Raw genomic sequence first — 24666 nt, 5'->3', positions numbered from 1 at the left:
TATATAGTTATCACTATGTATTAAAATGTTTTTATTCTTGATCTTAAGTATTTTTTGAAGAGAGAATATCGAGACTAACATGCCAGTAAGGTCGACATCTTTAGTTACAAACTGGCACAATTAGTCGATAGTTATTAGGTCTCAGTCCTGAAAATTCGGCTCTCTAGCTGCTAGGGTCTGCTTTATAATTGGCTATTAGGGTTCGAATATCGGCAATCAGATTTTTATTGGAGATCAGTGGTAATTTTCCGGGAACTGAGGATTTAGGCTTTATTATGGCCACCTTGTTTCCATCCGGTGATATCAGCGCCATAGATGCACTGTGGTCGACCAGATAGTCTTCTTCCTCGCCGATCATGGCATAGACGAAGCCGAGATCTCGCGTGAGCGGGAAGAGTTGGGCGTGCTCCCCTGTGATGGCGATAAATTCAGGGTTGAAGAAATTCATATAGCTTAATAGCTTAGCTTGAGTGTCTCTCTGAGGATCTACGGAGAGGAAAATCACTTGTAGATCCGCATTTTCTAGTAATTTAGGGTAAGCCGCGGTGAGTTTCCCCATAGTCGTAGGGCACACATCCGGGCAAGAGGTGTAGCCGATGAAGAATAGGCTCCATTTATCGTTTAGCTGGCTATTAGTAAACGCATTGCCATATTGATCCGTGAGGGAGAAAGGTGCTAATGGCTTAGCTATTGGAAACACGAAGCTGCTGACAAGCTCCAACTCAGTATCCTGAATGGAGGTGATGATAGTATTTGTCTGTTGGCTCTTTTGCAGCTGAACTGCGGTAACACCGCCGAGGCCGAGTAAGACTAAGCCTGATAGCGCTACGGCTATTAGCTGAAGTTTTTTTTCCATCTAATAATCCCCCTTGCAATCACTGAACTGTGAAGTAGCAATAAACGAATATCTTATGATCACCAGTTTATACCCAGAGGTAATGATCGACTAAGAGCACAATAAATAAGATCATCAGATGATAGATGGAGAAGCGAAACACCTGCATTGCCAGGCCGGGTTTGTCATCATATTTAAGCTCCCATGCCTTATAGATAAAGCCGCAACTCAGAATTGTCGATCCTACCAGATAGATGGGGCCGCACATCCCTACGATAACAGGTAGCAGGCAGGCGATAGCGAGCAGCAAGGTATAGAGCAATATACAAGTTTTAGTGAACTCGACACCATGGGTCACAGGCAACATAGGGATATCCACCTTGGCATATTCATCTTTCCGGTGAATGGCCAGTGCCCAGAAATGTGGCGGGGTCCAAGTGAAAATAATAATAACTAATAGCAGCGCATTACCGTGAAACTCTCCGGTTATCGCCGTCCAGCCAAGGAGTGGCGGCATGGCTCCTGCGAGTCCGCCGACGACTATATTTTGTGGGGTGGCACGCTTGAGGTATGCGGTATAGATGATGGCATAGCCCACAAGACTGGCAAAGGTAAGCCAGGCGGTGAGTTCATTGACTAAGGTGTAGAGCAAGGTGAAGCCCAGTAGAGCTAGGCTGATAGAGAAGGTGAGAGCCTTAGTGATAGAGATACGTCCCTTAGGCAGGGGGCGATTATAGGTACGAGCCATCAGGCCATCTATGCGTCGGTCTATTAGGTGGTTAAAGGCGGCGGCAGCCCCTGCCATCATACCTATACCCAGCATGCCAATAATTAAGGCCTGCAGAGGCACAGCCCCTGGAACCGCCAGACACATACCGACTAACACCGTGAGTAACATGAGTGCGACCACCTTAGGCTTGGTCATCTCATAATATGCGCGCCACTGAAGCGCTCCGCTATCTGTCTTAGGTTCAGTTGTTGCAATTGAAAGTGGTTTTGCCATGGCCTTTCCCTCGTTGAGGCTTTACGCCGTTAAAATTATTATTCTGCTTAAAACTTAAAACTTAAAACTTAAAACATTAGCTGTTAGTTTTTCGCCACAGGGCGTAATTGATAAACACTAATGTCAGTAGCAAGATGGCTGCTCCGGCATTATGAGAAACGGCTATGCCTAAGGGTAGGTGCAGTACAACATTGCTGATCCCCAGTGCTACTTGCAGTATGACTAAACCGGTCAAGACCAGTGATGCTCGCCGTAACAGTGCCGCTTGAGACTGAGTAAAAAGCCGATAGGCAAGCCAGAGCAAGATACCTGTGGTCAATATTGCGCCAAATCTATGGGCTACGTGTATGGTCATACGTGAATAATAGTCGAGTACGCCAAATTCATAAGTCTCATGCTCGCCTTGAAATGGATTAAAAGCCTGAGCTGGCTGTAAATTCTGGTACCAGTTACCTTCGCATATAGGCAGTGAAGTACAGGCCAGCGCCGCGTAATTAGATGAAGTCCAGCCGCCGAGCATGATTTGCAAAATTAACACCCCCATGCCTGTTAAGGCTAATGGGGCCAGTCTTCTGGCGACAAGATCCCCTGCTGGGATCCTCAGTGGCTGAGTCCTGAGATAGAGCAGGAGTAGCAGAGAGATTAAGGTGAAGCCGCCGATGAGATGAGACATGACCACAAGTGGCATGAGTTTCAGGGTCACGGTCCACATCCCCAAGGCGGCTTGAAATAGGATCAAGATGGCGATAAATGTCGCTAGCTTCTTGGGGGCATCGGGCTTTGTTATACAAAGAATGAAGATCGCCAGCACCAGTAATCCCAGGGCTCCGGCGATATATCTGTGGATCATCTCTAGCCAGGCTTTCTTGGGCTCTACTTCATGTCCAGGGAAGGCATCCTGTGCCTGCATAAGCTCATGGTGTTGGCTGGGGACTTTCATCATGCCATAACAACCGGGCCAATCGGGACAACCTAGGCCAGCATCGGATAATCGGGTATATGCCCCCATTAAAATGACGCAGAGAGTGAAGGCAAGGGTAACTCTGAGTAGGTTTTGGATCGCCATCAGCCAACTCGCGATAGTTTCAGCATCTTTCTTAAATCAGCGACCAATGATTTCCCCTGCATGATCTGCTTGTCCATGCCGTTCACCGCAGGATATCGCATGACTAAGCTTCCCAGTGGATCGACGATTATCATCTGCTGGTGATCGAGCATTTTTATCATGGCGTCATTGGCCTTCGCAGTCTCGAAGCTATATGAAGCAAGGGCATGAGTATCGCTATCTTGGCTGAGTAAAATTAAGCTGTGGACTCTGTCTTGATCCCGGCCCAGGGCGATATGGCTCTGGTGCAGGATATAGAGATGGTCCAGGCATTGCTGGTTACATTTGTTGGGTAGCAGGTAGAGGAGTTGCCACTCCCTAGGCTTAGGATTGTCCATCTTAAGGCTCTGGTAGCTAGTGCCGAGGGGGAGTAGCTCTCCATTGTTGGTTGCACCGCCTTGATAGAGATCTAAGCTGAGCACGATTTTAGCCGCAGCCACAGGCAGAATGAAGACTAAGAAAAGTAAGATTAAAGGTTTAGCGCCGCTCTTTTTGGGGGAGTTCATACTCTCTCCTAAGAAAGCCCATATGAATGCCGGTGCAGGCATTCATGTGAGTCATACTCATCCTGTTTCCCGAGACGGCTAGGAAACGCCTATTTGATTGCCACTTCTTATGTGGCTGAAGTTTTTACTGCTTAATCTCTAACCTACTTGGTCTTGTTTACATTGGCAACTGTCATTTCATCGATAGTGGTCCGATGAGAATTATTATTATTTATTGATTCATCTTGTTGTTTTGTTGTAGTTTTAACTCTTCTGCTATAGATGGAATATAACATAAGCAAGGCAAAAGCCAGTGCCATGGAAAACCATTGTAGGGCATAGCCTCTGTGTTTCTGTGAAGACAGGGGTATCGGTGTCCAGGGATGAGGTAAGTTAATGCCATCGAGGCGATCCGGCTGCAACACGGCAGGAGCTAAGGGCTTGCCCAGCAGCTGGCTAATTGCGCTGAGATTTAGGTTTTGGATACGCTTGGGCCAACCGGGTTCAGGCATCAACGCCGAACTCATAGGGTTAGCTTGTTTCTGATACAAGCGACCATTCAAGTTGACCTCAGCTGTGATGACATCTACATCGGGCAGTATTAGTCTATCTAAGCCAGCAGCAATGAAACCAAGTTCTACTAGCATCCAAGGACCCTCTTGGGCTATCTGCATGGGCTGTAATGCCAAATAACCCACCCTGCCGTTAAACACCTGGTTATCTAACAGGAATATATGACTCGAGGCCGGAGATGCCAGCACTGAGAGACGGTAACCTGTGACCTGCTCAGCAGCGGGAAATGAAATCAGCTGTGCATACGTTAGCGGTGCAGATGATTGGCGATGGGTCAATTCTGTTTGCCACTTCTCTTTCATTTCTGCACGATCGAGTTGCCAAAACCCCAGTTTCACTAAGATGAGAAACATAGCTAGCGAGCATAAAGCCAATGCTGCTCTGGTGGCCCATAAATATGTGTTTCTGCGTCGAGAGAGGCGAGTCATTATCTAGGCTCCATTATATTGAGCTAATGTTAACAAATGGCCAAAACCTAACTTGACCCAATAGATAAACCACTCCAGAGTAGCCATAGCCAATCCAGCCCTAGAGCCCCATGACTCAATGTGAGGATAACCAATGAATCTATTAATTATCTTTAAAGTCGCCTTAGTACTGCTACTGCTATTCATTATGTTTAATCTGGCCCGCGCCCTGTTTATCTTGGTAAAAGGTGAGAGTGAGACGCCGGTGAGTCACTTCCTGGGGCGTAGGGTCATCTTCTCTGTGCTGGTGGTGCTATTCATCCTGGTGGCTTTGGGCTCTGGGGTTATCACCCCAAACCCACGACCTTATTAGTCTAAGACTAATGTTCAGGAGCGATAGCTCCTGCTTACCAGTTAAAATTATTTATACTGAATCTTCACCTAGTGACATCATAGAGAAGCGCAGCGGCTCTATTAGAGGACGTAGACGCAGATAAACAGACACAACCAAACTACATCGACAAAGTGCCAATACCAGCTGCCCGCCTGAAAGGCAAAATGCTTATCTGGGGTAAAGTGTCCCTTTAAGACTCGCAAAAATAACACGATCAGGAATATCGTTCCCAGAGTGACGTGCATACCGTGGAAGCCAGTTAAGAGGAAGAAGGTATTACCGTAAACTCCCGAGGACAAGGTTAATCCCATCTCCTGATAGGCGTGAATATACTCTTCGACTTGTAACGTCAGGAAGCTCATGCCCAGTAAGATGGTGATACCCAGCCAGACTGTAATTGCCGAGCGTTTACCTTGCTCCAGACTCACGTGAGCCATATGCAGAGTCACAGATGAAGTGAGTAGAATGATGGTGTTATACAGGGGCAAGCCAGTCCAAGGCATGGCCTCAGTTTTTGTGCCATCTGGGGTGGTTAATAATGGCCAAACGGCTTCAAATCCAGGCCAGAGCACCTCATTGGTCATGGCGTTATTGGAATCACCACCCAGCCAGGGCACGGCTATCATTCTGGCGTAAAGCAGGGCACCAAAAAATGCACCGAAGAACATCACCTCAGAGAAGATAAACCAGCTCATTCCTTGGCGAAAAGACCTGTCCATCTGCTTGGAATAGAGGCCGCTCATCGACTCGGCGATCACGGTTCTAAACCAGCCAAAGAGCATAAATATAATAACGCCTATGCCGGTGAGCAAGATTATTCCGCCACTGCCGCCGTCGGATTTGAGTTGTTGTACATAATTTCCGGCACCAAATGCTATGAGGAATAATCCTACTGCCCCTATGATGGGCCATGCACTCTGTGCGGGAACGTAATAGTGTTCATGCTTAGTTGTCATCTTGCAGCTCCTTACTCAACTGAGCCGACATAACCACGGTCGGTGATGTTGTAGAGGGTATAAGAGAGAGTCAATGTGGTTATGGAGTCGGGAAGATCCGGATCCACGAAGAAAATCAGTGGCAGTTCGGCGCTTTCTTTGGCCATTAGCCTCTGCTGGTTGAAGCAGAAACACTCGGTTTTATTGAAGTAAGCGGCTCCTTGTCCGGGTGATACCGAGGGGATAGCCTGGCCAATGGTATCCTTGAGAGACAGGTTCTTCGCCTTGAAGTGAGTGCGAACCAGCTCTCCGGGATGCACCCGCATACGTTTGACCTCGGGCTTGAACTCCCAGGGCATATCACTCTGGATCTGAGCCATAAATTCTATGGTAATGGTGCGACTCTCATCGATGGTGAATGGCTTGTAAGTGCTGGCGCTATTTTGGGTCTTGCCATTGATGCCCAATTGCTCGCAAAGCACATCATATAAGGGCACCAAGGCGAAGCCAAAGCCGAACATGCCCACGGCACCAGCAATCAGTATGCCGATGAGCTTTCGATTAGACTTGCCTTGGTTATTGCTCATAGCTACTTTATCTCGGGAGGTGTAGTGAATGAGTGATAGGGTGCAGGACTAGGCAGTGTCCATTCCAAACCTTCGGCGCCTTCCCAAGGTTTAGCCGCAGCCTTCTCGCCACCGCGTATACACTTGATGACCAGTGCGAGGAAGATAAACTGAGACAGTCCGAAGGCGAAGCCGCCGATGGAGACTATCTGGTTTACATCGGCAAATTGCACCGCATAATCGGGGATACGTCTTGGCATGCCTGCTAAACCTAGAAAATGCATCGGGAAGAAGAGTACGTTGACCGATATCACCGAGCACCAGAAATGTATCTTGCCTAACCGCTCGTCATACATGTTGCCGGTCCACTTAGGCAACCAGTAATAGGCGGCGGCCATGATGGAGAAGATGGCACCTGTCACCAGCACATAGTGGAAATGTGCTACCACAAAATAAGTATCATGGTATTGGAAATCTGCCGGGGTGATGGCCAGCATTATGCCGGAGAAGCCACCTATGGTGAACAGTATGATGAAGGCGATAGCGAATAACATGGGAGTCTCGAAGGTGAGAGAGCCTCGCCACATGGTCGCTATCCAGTTGAACACTTTCACTCCGGTGGGCACAGCAATCAACATGGTGCAATACATGAAAAAGAGTTCGGCGAATACCGGCATACCTGTGGTGAACATGTGGTGTGCCCAGACCAGGAATGAGAGTATGGCTATGCTCGATGTGGCGTAAACCATTGAGGCGTAGCCAAATAACCTCTTACGGCTGAAGGTGGGCACTATGGCCGAGATGATACCGAAGGAAGGTAAGATCATGATGTAAACTTCGGGGTGGCCGAAGAACCAGAAGATATGTTGGAACATCACAGGATCGCCTCCACCCGCGGCATCGAAGAAGCTGGTGCCGAAATACTTATCCGTGAGTACCATGGTCACAACGCCAGCCAGTACCGGCATCACGGCAATCAAGAGGAAGGCGGTGATCAACCAGGTCCAGACAAAAAGTGGCAACTTCATCCAAGTCATACCAGGAGCGCGCATATTGACTATGGTCACGATCACATTGATCGCCCCCATGATGGAACTAATCCCCATGATATGGATAGAGAAGACAAATAGTGCCGTGCTATCTGGGCTGTAAGTGGTCGACAATGGTGCGTAGAAGGTCCAACCAAAGTTAGGTCCGCCCCCTTCCATAAATAGCGAACTCAGCAGGATGGTGAAGGCAAAGGGTAAGATCCAAAAACTCCAGTTGTTCATCCTTGGCAGCGCCATGTCTGGCGCACCTATCATCATAGGTATCAACCAGTTTGCCAGACCTGTGAAGGCTGGCATGACGGCGCCAAACACCATGATCAGCCCATGAATTGTGGTCATCTGATTGAAGAAATTAGGCTCTATCAGCTGTAATCCTGGTTGAAATAGCTCGGCGCGTATCACCATCGCCATAGCGCCACCGGTGAGGAACATGATAAAACTGAACCAGAGGTAGAGAGTGCCTATGTCTTTGTGATTGGTGGTGAACAGCCAACGTTTAATGCCCGAAGGGTGCTGCTGATGTTCATCTTGGTGGTCGCTGGCTGCTTCGACCTGACCGATTTCCATATTCGGTTCCGCTTCGCGGGTTAAAGTATTCATATTTACTCCCTATTGGCCATGCTGACTGACATCAGCAGCCTGAATCATATCGCCTGTGTTGTTGTCCCACGCGTTACGTTCATAAGTAATTACTGTGGCAATTTCTTGTGCGGTTAATTGCTTTCCAAAAGCCTGCATCGCAGTGCCCGCCTTCCCATTGATAACGATCTCAAGGTGATCCATTAATGGTCCTGTGGTGATTGGGCTGCCTTTCATTGGAGGGAATACGCCGGGTAAACCCATGCCGTTAGGTTGATGACATGCGGCACATCGAGACATGTATACCTGTTCACCTTGGGCCATAAGCTCATCCATGGAGAGTGATTTACTCAAGGAGGCCTCTGCCTCTGCTGCGGCGGTGCTAGCTTGATTTTTTTGTTCGGCAACCCAGATGTCGAAATCGGCTTGGCTTAGGGCCTCGACCACGATTGGCATAAAACCGTGATCTTTACCACAGAGCTCGGCACATTGGCCGCGATAGGTACCCGGGATATCGATACGAGTCCATGCTTCATTGATGAAACCTGGGTTAGCGTCTTTCTTGACGGCAAATGCCGGAACCCACCAGGAGTGGATCACATCTTCAGATGTCATCAGGAAGCGAACTTTTTTATTGATGGGAAGTACTAAGGGCTTATCGACCTCGAGGAGATAGTTCTCTCCCTTCTCCTCAGTTCCCTCTATTTGTGCTCTCGGGGTTGAGAGTAAACTATAAAATTCTATATCTTGGTCGAAATAGCTGTAATGCCATTTCCATTGAGACCCTGTGATCTTGATGGTGATGTCGGCATCACTAGGATCTTCCATGGCGATTAAAGTCTTAGTCGCCGGAATTGCCATAATAATGAGTATGATGAAAGGTGCAATGGTCCAGGCTATCTCGACCTTAGTACTTTCGTGGAAATTGGCTGCTATGGCACCCTTAGACTTTCGGTGATTGATCATGGAATAGATCATCACTCCGAAAACCACAACACCGATGGCACAACAGATATACAGGATGGTCATGTGCAGGTTATATACCTGGCCACTGATATCCGTGACCCCCTTGGTCATATTAAGGGGCATTTCTGCTGCCAAAACGTAAGGCGTAAACAGTAACGCCAGAAAAATATACCACACTCGCTTCACTAGACTTCTCCTCTGTCAAAAATTAAGACAAAGAAGAGTCACACAGTAAGTCTCTGCTCTATGCAAACTCTTCAGTTCCCAAAAAAGCAACGATGACTTCAAAGTGCAGTGGCGGTTCACTTGTTATTTTAGTTTGGCAGTCACTTATCTACCAGAGTTAACCACACTCGCACCTACGGCTGAATATATCAGTACCGACTTCAGCGAGGTAAATATCTGGCCTTCCACATATGGCAGGGCTTTACTACGCCGACTACTAAATCGTTTGGATATAACAAATTATCGTTGTTATATGCCTAACTTACTTGGTGTTGAAATATTGATCAAGATCACTTTTAATGAATTTTTTAAATAATTCGAATAAAAATCAGCTAAAAAAGTCCCTTGCGGGAGTTAAATAATCATTTTTCTATTGGCTACATTGACTGGAAATTAGTGCAGAGAGTCAAATAAACAGGCTTGACTGAAGTGAGCATCTGTTTGGCTATGGGCTTTAGCGTGTAAGTGACTATTTGCATCTTCGATGACAATGCCAAGGGCGCGAGCGCTCTTTTCTACGAGTCTGAGTCGGCGGTTGTCACGGGAATCTAAGACCTGAGTCCAGCAGATGACGGCACTGGATGTACCACTTATGAGTGCTTTTTCCATGGCCCATAAGGTTTCGATTTCGTCTTTAGCATGAACCAAGAGGACACGGTCCATTCTAACACCAGCTTCGGCTAACATCTGCTTGTAACCTATGTTGGGAGGACTGATCAATACGATCCATTGTCCCTGATGGCTCAATGTGGCGAGCCGATTGCTCACATTTTTCAGTTCCACCCGGCCCTGAGTGTGGGTACTTACTGTGGTGATACTGCCACACTTTTGGTCGATGGACGCTTGGTCAAGGGGGTTGGTCCATAAACCTGGGTGTCTAGGGCTATTTCCGATTAGATTTTTCATTACCAAGCTCCTTCGCCAATGTGCGATTTCATTTATTGCCAGTTGCCGTTACGGATCACGCCGACTGCCAGTCCCTCAATGCTCAGGCTCTGACTGGTGAGATCGACCACTATCGGTGCATAATTTTCATTTTCAGCGTGGAGATAAACCATGCTGCCCTTTTTCTCAAAGCGTTTTACTGTGACATCGTCTTCCACTCTAGCCACGACAATTTGGCCATTTTTAGCTTGTGAAATCTTATGCACTGCGAGCAGATCGCCCTCGAGAATGCCGATATCTTTCATGCTGTCGCCATGCACCCTAAGTAGAAAATCGGCACAGGGACTAAACATGCTTGGGTCGACCTTATAATGTTGTTCTATATGTTCCTCGGCTAGGATGGGTTCACCGGCGGCAACTTGGCCGATCAATGGTAAGCCTAAATCTTCTGGCTCCGCTGCTTGGATGAGTCGGATGCCGCGGGATGTACCAGGAATGATCTCGATTCGACCTTTCTTGGCCAATGCCTTAAGATGTTCTTCGGCAGCGTTGGCGCTCTTGAAACCTAGTCGCTTAGCTATTTCGGCTCGAGTCGGAGGCATTCCGGTATCGGAAATATTACGCTTAATGAGTTCTAGGATCTCGGCTTGTCTTGGTGTCAAAGGTCTCATGATGAATCCTGTCTTTTTATACAGTTACTGTCAGTATATACAGTATTCCTGTCAGTGCAAGGATTAACCAAGTTTATTGAGTGTGTAGAGAAAACCCTAGGCCAAGTGTTTTAAACTAAGCTTTCATCACCTTTAACTATCCCCCCTCCTCCCTTCCAAGCATAAACACTAAGCGAGTCAGAATTTGTTTTAGCGATAACGCTATAAATCAGGCTTAGGGCGGATTTTGCCGACTAGATTAGGGAGTTCTCTGTTTTATCTGGTATTCTATGCCGTTATTAAGAAGACTCACACTGTATAAGAAAAATGTCAAAAAAAGACTCTCTTTGGTATCAATCCTTACGTTGGATTCAGAAAAAGCTGGTACAAACAATAGTTGTGCCCCGTGACCCCTTCGCCGATCTCAACTTAGATCCTGATAAGCCTGTGGTTTATGTGATGAAGACTGAATCTCTTAGCGACATAGCTTCCTTAAGTGAAATCACCAGTAAGTATGGACTGCCAAGCCCTTATGATGAGCTGGTTGTCGATGGTGAGCGCACACCGAGAGTGGTGTGTCTGGAAGGTGCCAAGCCGCTATTTGGTCAAAGAGAAAGCAACGAGTTTTTCTTAAATAGCTTTATGGATCTGCTCAAGGTACATAGGCAGAAGCCTGAACTGGATATACAGCTTGTGCCGGTTAGCCTTTACTGGGGGCGTACTCCAGGCAAAGAAGACGATACCATGAAGGCGGCAGTGCTTGAGCGTCAAAATCCGACCTGGCTGCGAAAATGCCTGATGATCCTCTTCCTGGGCAGACATAATTTCGTGCAGTTTTCTAATGCCGTCTCAATTCGTTATATGGCTGATGAGCATGGCACCGACAAACGAATTGCTCACAAGTTGGCTCGTGTTGCTCGAGTTCACTTCAGCCGTCAACGTAAGGTCATGACTGGACCCGTTTTGCCTAAACGTCAGGTGTTATTTCAAGACCTGTTAAATTCAGAGTCCCTTAAGAAGGCGATTCTGGAGGAAGCGTCGAGCAAGAAAATCTCCGAAGTCGAGGCCAGAGCCAAGGCGATGGAGTTTCTCGATGAAGTCGCGGCGGATTACTCCGAGAGCTTTGTGCGCATCGCCGAGCGTTTCTTGGCCTGGCTGTGGAATAAGCTCTACAAGGGTATCAATATTAAAGGCGCCGAGCAGGTAAGGCAGCTACATCATGATGGTCATGAGATCATCTATGTGCCTTGTCACCGTAGTCATATGGACTATTTACTACTGTCTTATATTCTTTATTATGAAGGCATGGTCCCACCGCACATCGCTGCGGGTATCAACCTCAATTTCTGGCCTGCCGGGCCTATGTTCCGCCGTGGCGGAGCCTTCTTCATTCGCCGTAGTTTCAGAGGCAACAAGCTCTATACGGCGGTTTTTCGTGAATATTTGGATCAGCTGTTCACCAAAGGTTACTCGGTAGAATACTTCACCGAAGGTGGGCGTTCACGCACCGGGCGTCTGCTCACACCTAAGACTGGCATGATCGCCATGACCCTTAATAGTGTGCTGCGAGGCATGGAAAGACCGGTAACCTTAGTACCTGTGTACTTAGGTTATGACCATGTGATGGAGGTCGCCACCTATCATAAAGAGCTTAGTGGCAAGAAGAAGAAGAAAGAGTCTGTTTGGCAGCTTTTGGGAGCGCTGCGTAAGCTAGGTAACTTCGGTCAAGGCTATGTGAATTTTGGTCAACCCATCACCTTAGATCTTTATCTGGACGAGCAGATTCCCGATTGGAAGCAGGAGCTAGCCAAAGATCCTGAGCAGAAGCCTAAATGGCTAACTCCGGTGGTGAATACCTTAGCGAATCGGGTTATGACAAGTATTAACGATGCGGCGGCGGTGAGCTCTGTGACTCTGACCAGCCTGGTCTTGCTCGCTTCTGAGCAACATGCCCTGGAGCGTTCACAGCTTGAGAAGCAGTTAGATCTCTATCTCAAATTGCTCAAAGATCTGCCCTATACCGAATTTACCTCGGTACCCGAAGGTGATGGCAAGTTACTGGTACAGCAAGGTTTAGAGCTAAAGAAGTTTCAGCTAGATAGCGATCCGCTAGGAGATATTATCTCCATAGAGGATAGCATTGCAGTAGCTATGACCTATTACCGTAACAATATCATCCACCTCTTGATTGTTCCATCGCTGATTGCCAGCTGTTTGACTCAGCATGAGCATATCACCAGAGACGAGATTATCGCTACGGTAAAAGATTTCTACCCCTTGCTTAAAGCGGAATTGTTTATGGGTATTGAGGACATAGAAGCTCATGTTACCCAAGTCTTGGATCTGTTTATCGCACAAGGTTTAATCACCGAGTCCGCATGCTTCTCGCCTGTAGATAGTCAGATCAACCAGCTGTTACTGCTTGCGGGTACCGTGAGTGAGACTATGCAACGTTATGCCATCATATTTAATCTGCTGGCAGTCAGCCCTAAGATGGAGCGCTCAGAACTTGAGCGTGAGAGCCATAGATTGGCACAGAGACTGGGTGCGCTCCATGGTATCACGGCGCCTGAATTTTATGATAAGAAGCTCTACGGCACCCTGAGTGTCAAGCTAAAAGAGCTAGGTTATATATTAGATAGCGACAAGAGAGGCGACGTCGAACGGATTAGACTGCGAGCCAATGGCCTGCTGCGTTCATCTGTCAGACAAACCATAGAAGATAGCGTCGCTGCGGAGCACAAAGCGTAATGGCTAATCATATGAATGCGGCTAAGAGTGGGACTGAGCGTCGTTCCCTGCTGGGTGGAGCCATGATTATCGCTGGAACGGCTGTTGGGGCTGGCATGTTTTCTCTGCCAGTTGTCGGTGCAGGAATGTGGTTTAGCTATTCGATCGCCATGCTGATCGGCGTCTGGTTGTGTATGTTGGTTTCTGGTTTGTTACTGCTGGAGACTAACTTACATTTCGAGCCCGGAGCCAGTTTCGATACCTTGACTCGTGAGACCTTAGGTAATTTTTGGCGAATAGTGAATGGTCTCTCTATCGCCTTCGTGCTCTACATCTTAGCCTACGCTTATATCAGTGGTGGCGGATCTATCGTTAATCATAGTCTCGAGGCGGCCGGGATCGAGCTGCCCCAGAGCGTGGCGGGTCTGGTCTTCGCCTTAGGTCTGGCATTCGTGGTGTTTATCAGCACCAAAGCGGTAGATAGGATCACTACTATTATGCTGGGTGGCATGATCATCACTTTCTTCCTTGCCGTAGGTAACTTGCTGATAGATATTGATACCGTGAAGCTGTTTAAGCCCGATGGTGAAGAGACATATCTGCCATATCTATTGGCCGCGCTACCTTTCGGCCTGGTGAGCTTCGGTTATCACGGTAATGTGCCTAGCCTGGTTAAATATTATGGCAAAGATCCCGCCACGATTATCAAGGCTATCGTCTTAGGCACCCTGATAGCGTTTGTCATCTATGTCTGCTGGTTAGTCGCGACCATGGGCAATATCCCAAGGAGTGACTTTGTCGATATTATAGCTCAGGGCGGTAATATGGGGGTCTTAGTCGGAGCCTTATCTGGGGTGATTGCCAGCGATTGGCTAACCAGTATGTTGACCCTGTTTGCCAACTTAGCCGTTGCCTCTTCCTTCCTCGGGGTGACTCTGGGTCTGTTTGATTATCTTGCGGATCTATTTGGTTTTGACGAGTCTCGTTCGGGGCGTTTGAAGACGGCTACGGTTACTTTTATACCGCCGACTGTATTGGGTTTACTCTTCCCCGATGGATTTCTGGTTGCTATCGGCTTCGCTGCGCTTGCGGCAACCATATGGGCGGCCATTGTACCCGCCATGATGGCCCATAGAGTGAGAAAGATGTATCCGCAATATGAAGGCTTCAGAGTGCCCGGGGGCACGCCGGTGGTCGTCATAGTGATCTTATTTGGCATCATCACAGGAACCTGTCATCTGCTGGCTATGGCAGAACTGTTACCCGTGTTCGGCTAAATTGAGTTGAGAATCATGCAATAACAGAGCCCGATATGGGCTCTGTTTGTTTTTACTGTATATCAAAATAACAAAAAGAAGCTCCCTGCATTGAAGATAACCTAAGCTGAGCGAGATGCTGTCCATAAAATCCAGTTCAATCGTCGCGATGTCAGGGTTTTATCCTTGCTAAATACTGTTGCGGTGTACAGTTTCTGAAGCGTTTGAATGCCTTGCTAAAGCTCTGTTTATTGGCATAGCCAAGTAACAGAGTTATTTCCTCGATAGACCTATCATCTAGCATATATTTGATCGCTTGATTACTGAGAATATAGCCAAAGATGCTAGTAAAATTAAAACCATGGAGCTGCAGTCTGCGTTGTAGTTGTTGTCTGGAAATATTAAACAGGGCTGCGACACTGTCTACCGTGGGTGGGCCATAGTATCTGGCGTAGTTGACCATCTCAAATAACACCTTTGGAATATCATGGGGTTGGGGCATATCCAGATATTGCTCGAAGAGTGAGCGGGGCATAGAAACCGTACTATTTTCCGCTGCCAGCAAGTTTGCTTGTTGTACCAAGGCGTCAGTACTTATCCATATCTCTGTCTGAGGGGCGTTCCAGATAACGGGACAATTAAACAGAGTTTCAGCTTTCAGCCTAGCAACAGCCGGGCCACTGACGTGGATCTGCAGTGGTCGGTAGTTATTACCTAGGAAGTGCTTCAATGTATTTCATAAGAGGCAAACTGGATACAAGATTTAGCATTTCAATGTAAGTTCTGGCTCGATGAGCAGAACAATTACTTACCTCGTTTGAATCATTTTCTGGTTAATCTAACTTTCTTGCATGGGATCACTTTATTTATGAGTTTAATTAGTATGCCGTTTGTGGACACTGGGTTCGATATTGGCCTACATGTAGTGGCGACAGTGGTGATGGTCGCAACTGCCACGGCTTTGGCTGTCGGCTTCTGGAAGATCCATGATCTGCCGATTAATAAGGCCCATAAAGAGCAACATCATCAGGTGGCGCTGATCACCGCACTCACCTGGATAGGTTTCTTTCTCCATGGGGTGTGGGTGGTGGCCGTGATCGTCGCTTTTGTTGACGGTGAGAAGGCGCTCCGTCATATCCGGGATGTGTGGCGAGAAGAAAAACCTAACGAGCCGACAATGTTAGAGGAGAATGATCATGCTTGAGGGGCTAGCCCTATGGGCCGTGTTAATCTATATGCTACGCCTAGTGGGCATGCCATGGAATAAATTTACTCAAGCCTTCGCTTACATCGGCGGAGCAGGCTGGTTGCTCTTCGTCTGGGTTGGCTTGCTCAATTATACCCCTATGGATATGTCCGGTGGCTCGTTTGTCCAATCGCCGCGCATCCAATTAAGGCCAGCATCGAGTCAGATCAAGGGGCTCGTTAGTCATATCCATGTGGCACCGAATCAGCGAGTGGAGGCGGGCCAGCTGATCTATGAGTTGAACGCAGAACCCTATAGAATTACCCTGAATCAGGCCCTGGCAGAGAAAGAGTCTGCCAGTCTCGCCCTCGCCGCCTCGAAACAGGATGTGGAACTTGCAAGCAAGAAGCATAAGACGGCCGTTGCTGATATTGCTATCAGTGAAAGTAAGTTGCTTGCAGGCAAACAAGATCTGCTGTGGAAGCAGAAAACCTTGGCCCGCTATGTCGAGCCGAATCGGGTGGTGCCGGACACAATCACAGGCAGTCAACTCGATGAACAGCACAACAAGGTGGATATCGCTCAGGCCAAGGTCGATACCTCTATTGGCCAAATTGATAAGGCGAATCTTGCTGAGAATACGGCCAGACTCGAGATAGATAAGGCCATGCTGGCCATTCAGAGTCGTGGTTCGGATCTGGATAGTGAGCTGGAGAAGGTCGCTCAGGCACAGTGGAATCTGGATAATACTAAGATTTATGCCCCTGCCAACGGTTATGTGACTAACTTCATCATGCGTGAGGGGCAGTTTATCGGTGTGATGCCCAGGATTCAGATGTACACGGATGAAAAATATGTGTTGATGCGAGTCAACCATCAGGCCATACGCAACATCAGAGTCGGTCAGAGTGCAGAATTTGCCTCCGCCGTATATCCCGGCAAGGTGTTTAGTGCCGAGGTTGAGGCGATCATAGAGGCGACGGGTGAGTCTCAGGAGCGCTGGAAAAGTACAAGCAGACCGACGGGCCACAGCCGTTAGGCCTGAGCCTGCCAATAAGCTGACAAAGCACGAACGTCAGCAAGTGTTGGATGTGTGCAATGAATCGAGGTTTGCGAGTTTACCTCCGTCGCAGATAGTGCCGACACTCCTGGATGAAGGCGTTTATATTGCTTCTGAATCAACATACTATCGCGTGCTCAAAGCCAACGAACAGGTCAATCATCGTGGCCGTAGTCGCCACATCACGGCAAGGAGTAAGCCTGAGGCTTATCAGGCTAAAGGCCCAAATGAAATTTGGTCTTGGGATATCACTTATTGCGCCTCGGTCATCAAAGGTCAGTTTTATTATCTGTATATGTTTGAAGATATTTACAGCCGTAAAATTGTTGGCTATGAAGTCCATGAGCGGGAGTGTGGTGAGCTTGCCGCCCAGCTCATGCAACGAAACATGCTACGCGAACAATGCTTTAACCAGCCACTGGTGTTGCACTCAGATAATGGTGCGCCAATGAAGTGTCTGACCATGAAAGCTAAGCTTGAAGAGTTGGGCGTAACAGCCTCACTGAGTAGACCGAGTGTGAGTAATGATAATCCTTATTCTGAGTCATTATTTAGGACGCTCAAGTACCGACCACAATGGCCTAGCAAAGGTTTTAATAGCCTGACAGAGACGGTTGATGATTTTGTCACTTGGTACAACGATGAGCATAAACATAGCAAGCTCAATTTTGTGTCACCAGGCAAAAGACATGCGATGCAAGATAAGGATATTTTGTCCAATCGAAAAATCGTACTTGAAGCTGCGCAGGAGAGGAATCCGATGCGCTGGCCTAACGGAATTAGAAACTGTGAACCCATCGGCGCGGTAATGTTGAACCCAGATAGTGTGCCTGATGAAGAGACGGAAAAGGCAGCGTAAAATTTAAGCAAAGAGTGTCAACTACCTTGAAAAACACCGTGTGCCTCCGACCGATATCGATAAGGTGGGTCGACTCGCCGTGATCAATGATCCTCAGGGTGGCTTCTTCTCTGTTATCACCTTGGATCTATAAAGCGGCTCATTCTTTGACGAGTGCGGTAGCGTGATTGCAACTCTAGTTTGGTAACGTTTATAACTTCAAAAAGCCTGCATAAAAAAACACCCAGCATTGCTGGGTGTTTAGTATTACAGAGCGCTTAGCTGCTACTTGTTTAGCTTACGTGAATACACCAAGAGGTAGAGGGCTGGTAGTACAAACAGTGATAATAGAGGCGCGGTGACCATACCGCCGACCATAGGTGCGGCGATCTTCTGCATCACATCGTTGCCGGCTCCTGTGCCCCACATGATGGGCAGTAGGCCAAAGAAGATAGTTGCAACGGTCATCGCCTTGGGGCGAATTCGCATCACGGCGCCTTCTATCAAGGCCTCTTTCAGATCGCTTACCGCCTCATATTTACCTTTCTCTTTTCTGTGCTTGATGGCGTTGTTGAGGTAAACCAACATCACCACGCCAAACTCTGCTGCCACCCCCGCTAGGGCTATCATGCCCACGGCAACGGCAACAGACATATTGAAGTCAAGAGCATACAAGAGCCAAGTACTGCCAACGAGTGCGAACGGCAAGCTGAACATGATCATGCTGGCTTGCACCGTCGAGCCGAATGTCATCATCAACATGATGAAGATGACACCCAATGCCATCGGGATCACTTTCTTCAGCTTTTCATCTACACGCTGCATATATTCATACTGACCTGCAAAAACGTAGCTGTATCTCGGTGGTACTGTTAACTCACTATCTAGTGCTGACTTCGCCTGTTCGATATACTCACCGATAGAGGTTCCTTCTATATCGATAAAAACCCAAGAGATTAAACGACCATTTTCACTCTTGAGCATAGGTGCACCATCGGTGATCTCTATATCGGCTAAATGACGCAGCGGCAGATAGTGCCCCGTCTTAGTAATCACAGGTAGCTCTCTGAGTTTCTCGATATTATCTCTGAGTTCTCTCGGGTACCTGAGATTGATAGGGTAACGTTCTGCTCCCTGAACCGATTCACCAATATTCATACCACCAATGGCATAGCGGACCACGTCGTGGATATCGCTCAGGGTCATGCCATAGCGAGAGGCCACATCAAGCTTAGGTGTGATATCGATGTAACGCCCTCCCCCCGTACGCTCGGCATAGGCTGACTTAGTATGGGGGAGTTTACTGAGTATGGCTTCGATTTCTGTGCCAATTTTCTGCAATTCATTCACGTCGGCGCCAGTGATCTTGATGCCTACAGGCGTCTTGATACCAGTGGAGAGCATGTCGATACGCGTCTTAATGGGTTGCACCCAAGCATTCGTCAACCCTGGGATTTTAACGGTTTTCTGTAGCTGATCTATGACGTCCTGCAGGGTGTATCCTTCACGCCACTCCTCTCTGGGTTTAAGCATTATGGTCGTTTCAAGCATGGTCAGTGGTGCCGGATCTGTCGCCGTTTCAGCACGGCCAACCTTACCGAATACACGCTTCACCTCGGGGACGGTCTTAATCAATCTGTCGGTCTGTTGCAGTATCTCGGCGGCTTTACTGGCACTGATACCTGGCAAGGTAGTAGGCATATAGAGTAGATCACCTTCATCCAGTTCGGGCATGAACTCACTACCTAATTGGCTCATTGGGTACCAGGCACTCATTAGGGTGATTAATGCAACCACCAGTGTCATCTTTGGAAACTTAAGCACCAGAGTCAAAGCTGGCTTGTACAGAGCGATTAGACATCGACTGAGCGGATTGCTGGTTTCTTTAGGGATCTTGCCTCTGATAAAGAAGCCCATAAGGACAGGTACAAGGGTGATAGACAGTAAGGCTGCCGCAGCCATTGTAAAGGTTTTTGTATAAGCCAGAGGGCCAAAGAGTCTGCCCTCCTGAGCTTCCAAGGCAAAGACTGGCATGAAACTCAGGGTAATGATAAGCAAGGAGGAGAATAATGCTGGACCGACTTCGACCGAGGCTTCTGTGACTAGCTTCCAGTGTTCCTTAGTGTTCGGTCTCCGATTATTGTCCTGTTCGAAATGTTCTAGATGCTTATGCAGGTTTTCGATCATCACGATAGCACCATCAACAACGGCCCCGATGGCAATGGCGATGCCACCTAAACTCATGATGTTTGCGGTGACGCCCATCTTATTCATCACTATGAATGCAATGAGTATCGCCAGAGGCAGAGTGATCACGGCGACTAAGGTAGAACGTGCGTGCATGAGGAACAGCAGGCAGACCAAGCCAACGACAAACATCTCTTCGAGCACCTTGTGGAATAGGTTTTCTACCGAGCTTTCGATCAATTTAGATCTATCATAAGTCGGGATGATCTCTACCCCTTCAGGCAGGCCGACTTTAAGTTGTTCGAGCTTCTTTTTTACTGCTTTAATGGTGGCTAAGGCATTTTCACCGTAACGCATGACTATGATGCCACCGACGACTTCACCTTCTCCATCTAGTTCGGCGATACCTCGGCGTGATGCAGGCCCTTTACGTACTGTGGCTACGTCCTTAAGTAATAGAGGTGTTCCCGAAGGGCTAGTGACCCCGAGAGGTATCTCCCTAAAATCATCCAATGTTTGGAGATAACCTTTGGCGCGTACCATGTATTCTGCTTCGGCCATCTCGATAACAGAACCGCCTACTTCGGAATTCGATTTAGAGATAGCATCTTTTATCGCAGCGATATCTAGCTTATAGATGGCTAACTTATCGGGCTCTATGACTATCTGGTAGGTGAGTTCCATGCCGCCTACTGTGGCGACTTCAGACACACCAGGTACGCTTTGAAGCTCAAGTTTCAGATACCAATCTTGAAGACTTTTTAGCTGAGAAAGATCTAGATTCCCCGATCTATCTACCAAGGCATATTCGTAGATCCAACCGACCCCAGAAGCATCTGGCCCCAGTGATGGCTGAGCTCCTTGAGGCAAGCGGCTACCAACCTGATTCAGATACTCCAACACTCGAGAACGAGCCCAGTAGATATCTGTACCATCTTCGAAAATGACATAGACATAAGAGTCGCCGAAGAAGGAGTAACCACGAACTGTCTTGGCTCCCGGAACGGCTAACATGGCTGTCGATAGGGGATATGTAACTTGTTCCTCTACCAATTTAGGTGCCTGTCCCGGGAAAGACGTCTTGATAATAACTTGTACATCCGAGAGATCCGGTAAGGCATCCAAGGGTGTATTTCTTAGTTCCTGAACACCCCAAACGGTGATCATTATGGTGACAATCAACACCATTAACCTCTGTCTGATTGAGGCTTCGATGATTTTCTTAAGCATGGGTAGAGCCTCCCGCTATCAAGTCGTAGCTAGGGATAGTTCTATTACTAATAGAGGCTTCGTCATTAATATTTTTAAGCATATTCAAATCCTCCTAGTGCTGATGACCGCTACTAAGGCGCATTAAGCTGCCCTTGAGACTGGCTTCTGAGTCGAGTAAAAATTGACCGGAAGTGATCACGAGTTCGCCCTCGCTCAAACCTTCGAGAATCTCGGCCTTACCTTGGCTTAGCATGCCCACAGTGACCTGACGTGCGGTAAAATTGTTATTTTCAAGCTTTACGATGACGCGATTCTCTTTACCCGTTTGGATCAGAGCTTCTTGAGGGATCACCAGAACATCTTCGTTGGGACCACCGAAGATGCTTATTTTGACTAAGGTGTTTGGTCTTAGCTCTAGGTTGTGATTCTGAACCACAATTCTGACTCGTAAGCTGCGGGTCACAGGATCCAGTTCCGGATAGATATAATCTATCTTGCCTTCGATCCCCTTGATCCCCATGGCTGGTACAGAGACCTCGGCTTTTTGGCCCACTTCGAGCCAGCTTTGTTCGTTTTCAAATACATCGGCTATCACCCAAACTGTAGAGAAGTCGACTATGGACATGATCTCGGTAGAGGGCTGAATATACATGCCATCACGGACCGTGAGTTCTTTAACTATACCGTCACTCTTGGCATAAAATGGCACTCGATATTGAGTCTGCTTCGACTTTGCCAATGTCTTTATTTGGCTTTTATTAAAGCCGAGTAATTCTAATCTTAAGCCTGCTTTTCTGACTAAATCTTCATAACTGGCATTCTTACCCGTACGTCTCAAGGTATCTTGGGCGAGCAGGAAGTCATCCTGTGCATTGATTAGATCGGGTGAATAGATTTCATACAAGAGTTGGCCTTTAGTGATCTTGTCGCCCACAGATTTGATCATTAGCTTCTCGATCCAGCCGGTAACTCTGGCATGAAGGTGAATTATCTTACTCTCGTCATAATCTATCTGACCTACGGTCTGAACAAATTTCCACAGGGTATCTTTTTCTACTTTAGCAACCTTTAGGGCCAAGGCTTGTTGCATGGCACCGGAGACGTTTATCTGGATCTCTTTGCTATTACCACCACCTACCTCGACTTTTTCCAGATTCATGCCACAGATAGGGCAGGTGCCCGGAACGTCACTGATAATGTGCGCGTGCATCGGACAGACAAACTTGATCGTTACAGCTTCATCGAGTGAAGCAGGTTTAGCACTGTTAAATACTGTGTCAGCAGGAGTGAGTGCTGTCTGAGCCTTATGCTCGTGCCTAGAGTGATCTTCTGGGGTTGATTCGCTCATATTATGGGCCGAGTGATCCATATCCTCTCTCTCTTCCTCCTCCTCCTCTTCCACGAGGAACATGTTACAGATAGAGCAACGGCTACCCGGCTCATGGCTGGTTTCTTCGGGATGCATGGGGCACGAATAGGTTACCGTTTCATGCCCTTGTGTCTGGCTATGCTCAGTGTGCTCTGTCGCCGTACTCTGGGTAATCAGTGACTGAGAATTGGCTAGCTGGGGGGTCAGAACCATAAATAGGCTGAGCAGGTAGGCTAGTTTTTTATGTTTATTGTTCATTTCAAATTGACTCATGATGCCTCATATCCACTCAAAATTAGTGTTTGTGGTGAACTGCTGGTTTAGTGTCAGCCTGCGCTTGCATAGGCTCTAGGTTCATGCCACATTTCGGGCACGTGTCGCCCTCTTTACCTGTTATCTCTGCGTTCATCGGGCAGGCGTGAGTATCAGCTGACGTATCCTGTTCATGAGCCGATGCCTTATGGTGTGGGCAATTATTACAACTCTGACCATTAGAGGCGCTTTTTACTGCAGTTAAGTTCATACCGCATTTAGGACAAGTATCACCTTTTTGCCCCGTTACTTCCGGATGCATAGGGCAAGCATGATCGGCCTTCATTTCATGTTGTTGAGCTTGTTCTTGCTGCTGAGAATGATCGTGTGCAGAGACGGCTGGCACAACTGAAATCAAGATAAAGGCTGATAAAATAAGGCTAATAAGGGTTTTCATTTATAAATTCCATCATATAGGCGGCCGTCTAGGTTTGATCTAATAGATCGGAAACAAGTAACGGCTAATATAAGACTAATCACAATGAATAACAGTCTTAATTAAGCATAATAAGTCGATAGTCTGACAGACAGAGCAAATCGTGCTGTTAAGAATTTAATTATTAATCGGATCGATACGAATAATTGTTTTAAAGATATAGCTTTGCACGTAGTCGAAGGACTACTGGATTTAAGATGAAAGCATCTTAAGTCCTATTTTTAAGCTATGGGAGGTCGGATATCTTTAGAGATTGAGATTGAACGGAAATGAGGCATTTGAGTGGCCAATGCTAACTCAGAGGGACTAAATCCTGGCCAAGATTTAGTATCGAAAAGAGTGCATGTCACCGAGATAACGAGACAATGATTACAATCACCCTGGCAGTATCCTTTGCCGTCACAGCAGCTCTGAGCTTCGTCGGGAAGCACATCGTCGAGTCGCTCTGAGTCACAGCAATGGGGGATGTTCTCTGTCCGTTCCGAGTGGTAAGCAGCTCCATCTTTCATACTCATCATTTGTGAATGGTGTGAACCAGATATCATGGCGTCATGTGCTTGTGCTTTTCCTATCATCATCGACCCATTAGATAACAGTCCTTGGCTCAGCATAGCGAGCAGGGTAAAGGCTATCAATGTGTGACGACGAAAAAACGTAAACATAAAGATTCCAATAATGAGTTGTGATTAGTCTAACATGAGTAAGTAATAGTATATTGACAGCATTCACATATATCGACTTTGGCTAGTTGCGTTATTCGATATATCTGCTTATCACTATTACTCATTCAATTTTGCTTCATTAACTGTATCTAAAAAGACTATTTAGCCAATTCAATAGGGCTTGCTATTGAATTGGCTTAGATTTTATCAAGAGTTATTCCCTAGCTAGCAGAAGCTTAGCCATCAGCTGATGGTGATTAAGCAAGGTGATATCTCTGCTCTCTCCTTGAGCATCTTTTAAGGTGATCACCGGGTTATCGATAAAATCATAGGCTTCTTCTGCGGTATCGATCACAGGCGTCATGGCCTGATACTGTGCCTGTTCATTCGAACTCATGATGAGGTAGAGAGGCGCAGATTTTACCCAGGCGCCTGAGTCATCTGCATTGACTTCGAAAATGTCGTGATACTTAAGCTCGATGAGATTCTTACCCTCGGCAAGCTGAATCTCGTGGGTGTCAAACTTGGTGTCTCCATTAATGCCGGTAACTGAGAGTGAATCGGGGAAAGAGACACTCGCGGCTGAAGATGAAAAGCTAACTAGACTAGCAAGGGTCAGGGCTGCGATGGTGATAAATGTTTTCATAATAGACTCCAATTGGAACATACCGAGACAGAAATAAGATCCACAAGGCTGCTGACTATCGTAGGCTCTAAAGTAAAGAGCATCTTCATAGACACAGGCATTAGGCTCTGTCTTG

General features: G+C 47.3%; 21 protein-coding genes and 3 pseudogenes. 6 read left to right on the top strand and 18 right to left on the bottom strand.

Translation table 11 applies throughout. The features are described from left to right. Nucleotides 1-163: 163 nt before the first annotated feature. From KT99_RS01800 to KT99_RS01780, 5 genes are all read right to left on the bottom strand, one after another. On the bottom strand, nt 164-856 hold the full coding sequence (locus tag KT99_RS01800; RefSeq protein ID WP_005496400.1) for an SCO family protein: 693 nt from the start codon (nt 854-856) through the stop codon (nt 164-166). A gap of 67 nt (nt 857-923) precedes the next feature. Beyond that, nucleotides 924-1838: a heme o synthase gene (gene cyoE / locus KT99_RS01795; RefSeq protein ID WP_005496399.1), complete on the bottom strand. Its 915-nt coding sequence runs from the start codon at nt 1836-1838 to the stop codon at nt 924-926. A 76-nt stretch (nt 1839-1914) separates the two neighbouring features. Continuing rightward, nucleotides 1915-2904, bottom strand: coding sequence for a COX15/CtaA family protein (locus tag KT99_RS01790; protein WP_005496398.1), 990 nt, complete (start codon nt 2902-2904; stop codon nt 1915-1917). After that, complete coding sequence (locus KT99_RS01785) at nt 2904-3449, bottom strand: hypothetical protein (RefSeq protein WP_040571478.1); 546 nt, start codon at nt 3447-3449, stop codon at nt 2904-2906. The genes KT99_RS01790 and KT99_RS01785 overlap by 1 nt, the downstream gene beginning before the upstream one ends. 143 nt (nt 3450-3592) lie before the next feature. Then, nucleotides 3593-4429: an SURF1 family protein gene (locus KT99_RS01780; RefSeq protein ID WP_005496395.1), complete on the bottom strand. Its 837-nt coding sequence runs from the start codon at nt 4427-4429 to the stop codon at nt 3593-3595. Between the two features lie 133 nt (nt 4430-4562). Here KT99_RS01780 and KT99_RS01775 point away from each other — a divergent pair, with 133 nt between their 5' ends. Continuing rightward, entirely contained in the window at nt 4563-4781 is a 219-nt protein-coding gene (locus KT99_RS01775) for a DUF2909 domain-containing protein (protein WP_005496393.1), read from the top strand. A gap of 101 nt (nt 4782-4882) precedes the next feature. Here KT99_RS01775 and KT99_RS01770 read toward each other — a convergent pair whose 3' ends face one another. The 6 genes and pseudogenes from KT99_RS01770 to lexA form a co-directional block, all read right to left on the bottom strand. Next, nucleotides 4883-5758: a cytochrome c oxidase subunit 3 gene (locus tag KT99_RS01770; RefSeq protein ID WP_005496391.1), complete on the bottom strand. Its 876-nt coding sequence runs from the start codon at nt 5756-5758 to the stop codon at nt 4883-4885. Between the two features lie 11 nt (nt 5759-5769). Further along, nucleotides 5770-6324, bottom strand: a complete 555-nt coding sequence (locus KT99_RS01765; RefSeq protein ID WP_005496389.1) for a cytochrome c oxidase assembly protein — start codon at nt 6322-6324, stop codon at nt 5770-5772. 2 nt (nt 6325-6326) lie between these two features. Next, nucleotides 6327-7919, bottom strand: a complete 1593-nt coding sequence (gene ctaD, locus KT99_RS01760) for a cytochrome c oxidase subunit I (RefSeq protein ID WP_040571495.1) — start codon at nt 7917-7919, stop codon at nt 6327-6329. Between the two features lie 51 nt (nt 7920-7970). Further along, nucleotides 7971-9083 (bottom strand): annotated as a pseudogene (gene coxB, locus KT99_RS01755) (cytochrome c oxidase subunit II); the annotation flags it as partial. Nucleotides 9084-9515: 432 nt separating this feature from the next. Beyond that, nucleotides 9516-10028: a cell division inhibitor SulA gene (locus KT99_RS01745; protein WP_005496384.1), complete on the bottom strand. Its 513-nt coding sequence runs from the start codon at nt 10026-10028 to the stop codon at nt 9516-9518. A gap of 32 nt (nt 10029-10060) precedes the next feature. Next, the gene (gene lexA, locus KT99_RS01740) at nt 10061-10678 is read right to left on the bottom strand and encodes a transcriptional repressor LexA (protein ID WP_005496382.1); all 618 of its coding nucleotides are present in this window, start codon (nt 10676-10678) and stop codon (nt 10061-10063) included. Nucleotides 10679-10984: 306 nt separating this feature from the next. Here lexA and plsB point away from each other — a divergent pair, with 306 nt between their 5' ends. Then, nucleotides 10985-13408 (top strand): glycerol-3-phosphate 1-O-acyltransferase PlsB, encoded by a 2424-nt coding sequence (gene plsB / locus KT99_RS01735; RefSeq protein ID WP_005496379.1) that lies wholly within the window; start codon nt 10985-10987, stop codon nt 13406-13408. Beyond that, complete coding sequence (gene mtr, locus KT99_RS01730) at nt 13408-14664, top strand: tryptophan permease (RefSeq protein WP_005496373.1); 1257 nt, start codon at nt 13408-13410, stop codon at nt 14662-14664. Before plsB ends, mtr begins: the two co-directional genes overlap by 1 nt. A 151-nt stretch (nt 14665-14815) precedes the next feature. Here the strand turns inward: mtr and KT99_RS01725 are convergent, their stop codons facing one another. Next, nucleotides 14816-15373, bottom strand: a complete 558-nt coding sequence (locus KT99_RS01725) for an AraC family transcriptional regulator (protein ID WP_005496372.1) — start codon at nt 15371-15373, stop codon at nt 14816-14818. Nucleotides 15374-15511: 138 nt separating this feature from the next. On the opposite strand from KT99_RS01725, the gene KT99_RS01720 reads away from it, so the two are divergent. From KT99_RS01720 to KT99_RS01710, 3 genes and pseudogenes are all read left to right on the top strand, one after another. Beyond that, a complete protein-coding gene (locus tag KT99_RS01720; protein ID WP_040571475.1) occupies nt 15512-15847 on the top strand; it encodes an MFS transporter in 336 nt (111 codons plus the stop codon). Further along, nucleotides 15840-16868: an HlyD family secretion protein gene (locus KT99_RS01715; protein ID WP_005496368.1), complete on the top strand. Its 1029-nt coding sequence runs from the start codon at nt 15840-15842 to the stop codon at nt 16866-16868. Before KT99_RS01720 ends, KT99_RS01715 begins: the two co-directional genes overlap by 8 nt. Continuing rightward, nucleotides 16831-17748: pseudogene (locus tag KT99_RS01710) on the top strand (IS3 family transposase); the annotation flags it as partial. The gene KT99_RS01715 and the pseudogene KT99_RS01710, both read left to right, overlap by 38 nt. A 264-nt stretch (nt 17749-18012) precedes the next feature. Here KT99_RS01710 and KT99_RS01705 read toward each other — a convergent pair. The 6 genes and pseudogenes from KT99_RS01705 to KT99_RS01685 all read right to left on the bottom strand — a co-directional run bounded on the left by KT99_RS01705 (nt 18013) and on the right by KT99_RS01685 (nt 24551). Then, nucleotides 18013-21144: an efflux RND transporter permease subunit gene (locus KT99_RS01705; protein WP_005496362.1), complete on the bottom strand. Its 3132-nt coding sequence runs from the start codon at nt 21142-21144 to the stop codon at nt 18013-18015. 94 nt (nt 21145-21238) lie between these two features. Beyond that, the gene (locus KT99_RS01700; RefSeq protein WP_005496361.1) at nt 21239-22768 is read right to left on the bottom strand and encodes an efflux RND transporter periplasmic adaptor subunit; all 1530 of its coding nucleotides are present in this window, start codon (nt 22766-22768) and stop codon (nt 21239-21241) included. A gap of 22 nt (nt 22769-22790) precedes the next feature. Beyond that, nucleotides 22791-23018 (bottom strand): heavy metal-binding domain-containing protein, encoded by a 228-nt coding sequence (locus KT99_RS23695; protein ID WP_442852229.1) that lies wholly within the window; start codon nt 23016-23018, stop codon nt 22791-22793. Beyond that, nucleotides 23009-23078: pseudogene (locus tag KT99_RS23690) on the bottom strand (heavy metal-binding domain-containing protein); the annotation flags it as partial. The pseudogene KT99_RS23690 and the gene KT99_RS23695, both read right to left, overlap by 10 nt. A 386-nt stretch (nt 23079-23464) precedes the next feature. Then, entirely contained in the window at nt 23465-23905 is a 441-nt protein-coding gene (locus KT99_RS01690; protein WP_005496351.1) for a hypothetical protein, read from the bottom strand. 214 nt (nt 23906-24119) lie between these two features. Then, nucleotides 24120-24551, bottom strand: coding sequence for a DUF2057 family protein (locus KT99_RS01685; RefSeq protein ID WP_040571491.1), 432 nt, complete (start codon nt 24549-24551; stop codon nt 24120-24122). Between the last annotated feature and the right edge of the window lie 115 nt (nt 24552-24666).

Source organism: Shewanella benthica KT99 (assembly GCF_000172075.1).
Lineage (GTDB): Bacteria > Pseudomonadota > Gammaproteobacteria > Enterobacterales > Shewanellaceae > Shewanella > Shewanella benthica_A.
This window is presented reverse-complemented; position numbering and strand designations above follow the sequence as displayed.

Coding starts and splice junctions, on each gene's coding strand:
- lexA (WP_005496382.1), bottom strand. CDS start 10,678: ATGAGACCTTTGACACCAAGACAAGCCGAGATCCTAGAACTCATTAAG.
- KT99_RS01770 (WP_005496391.1), bottom strand. CDS start 5,758: ATGACAACTAAGCATGAACACTATTACGTTCCCGCACAGAGTGCATGG.
- KT99_RS01765 (WP_005496389.1), bottom strand. CDS start 6,324: ATGAGCAATAACCAAGGCAAGTCTAATCGAAAGCTCATCGGCATACTG.
- KT99_RS01790 (WP_005496398.1), bottom strand. CDS start 2,904: ATGGCGATCCAAAACCTACTCAGAGTTACCCTTGCCTTCACTCTCTGC.
- ctaD (WP_040571495.1), bottom strand. CDS start 7,919: ATGGAAATCGGTCAGGTCGAAGCAGCCAGCGACCACCAAGATGAACAT.
- cyoE (WP_005496399.1), bottom strand. CDS start 1,838: ATGGCAAAACCACTTTCAATTGCAACAACTGAACCTAAGACAGATAGC.
- KT99_RS01685 (WP_040571491.1), bottom strand. CDS start 24,551: ATGAAAACATTTATCACCATCGCAGCCCTGACCCTTGCTAGTCTAGTT.
- KT99_RS01780 (WP_005496395.1), bottom strand. CDS start 4,429: ATGACTCGCCTCTCTCGACGCAGAAACACATATTTATGGGCCACCAGA.
- KT99_RS01690 (WP_005496351.1), bottom strand. CDS start 23,905: ATGTTTACGTTTTTTCGTCGTCACACATTGATAGCCTTTACCCTGCTC.
- KT99_RS01720 (WP_040571475.1), top strand. CDS start 15,512: ATGAGTTTAATTAGTATGCCGTTTGTGGACACTGGGTTCGATATTGGC.
- KT99_RS01745 (WP_005496384.1), bottom strand. CDS start 10,028: ATGAAAAATCTAATCGGAAATAGCCCTAGACACCCAGGTTTATGGACC.
- KT99_RS23695 (WP_442852229.1), bottom strand. CDS start 23,018: ATGAACTTAACTGCAGTAAAAAGCGCCTCTAATGGTCAGAGTTGTAAT.
- KT99_RS01705 (WP_005496362.1), bottom strand. CDS start 21,144: ATGCTTAAGAAAATCATCGAAGCCTCAATCAGACAGAGGTTAATGGTG.
- plsB (WP_005496379.1), top strand. CDS start 10,985: ATGTCAAAAAAAGACTCTCTTTGGTATCAATCCTTACGTTGGATTCAG.
- mtr (WP_005496373.1), top strand. CDS start 13,408: ATGGCTAATCATATGAATGCGGCTAAGAGTGGGACTGAGCGTCGTTCC.
- KT99_RS01800 (WP_005496400.1), bottom strand. CDS start 856: ATGGAAAAAAAACTTCAGCTAATAGCCGTAGCGCTATCAGGCTTAGTC.
- KT99_RS01775 (WP_005496393.1), top strand. CDS start 4,563: ATGAATCTATTAATTATCTTTAAAGTCGCCTTAGTACTGCTACTGCTA.
- KT99_RS01715 (WP_005496368.1), top strand. CDS start 15,840: ATGCTTGAGGGGCTAGCCCTATGGGCCGTGTTAATCTATATGCTACGC.
- KT99_RS01700 (WP_005496361.1), bottom strand. CDS start 22,768: ATGAGTCAATTTGAAATGAACAATAAACATAAAAAACTAGCCTACCTG.
- KT99_RS01785 (WP_040571478.1), bottom strand. CDS start 3,449: ATGAACTCCCCCAAAAAGAGCGGCGCTAAACCTTTAATCTTACTTTTC.